Source organism: Xanthomonas sp. DAR33341 (genome assembly GCF_003992815.1).
In the GTDB taxonomy this organism is placed as follows: domain Bacteria; phylum Pseudomonadota; class Gammaproteobacteria; order Xanthomonadales; family Xanthomonadaceae; genus Xanthomonas; species Xanthomonas cissicola.
The window spans coordinates 1-219 of sequence record NZ_QEYV01000001.1 but is presented as its reverse complement, the minus strand read 5'-3'; the positions used below and the strand labels follow the sequence as shown (position 1 = coordinate 219).

1 protein-coding gene is annotated in these 219 nt (G+C 69.9%); it reads left to right on the top strand.

Going from position 1 to position 219, the window contains the following annotated elements; genetic code table 11:
• Positions 1 to 219: TAL effector repeat-containing protein (locus EO156_RS00005; RefSeq protein WP_164735844.1), on the top strand; the 219-nt coding region annotated here is incomplete at both ends.

Genomic DNA, 219 nt, shown 5'->3' with positions numbered 1-219 from the left:
GACGGTGCAGCGGCTGTTGCCGGTGCTGTGCCAGGCCCATGGCCTGACCCCGGAGCAGGTGGTGGCCATCGCCAGCAATAGCGGTGGCAAGCAGGCGCTGGAGACGGTGCAGCGGCTGTTGCCGGTGCTGTGCCAGGCCCATGGCCTGACCCCGGAGCAGGTGGTGGCCATCGCCAGCAATAGCGGTGGCAAGCAGGCGCTGGAGACGGTGCAGCGGCT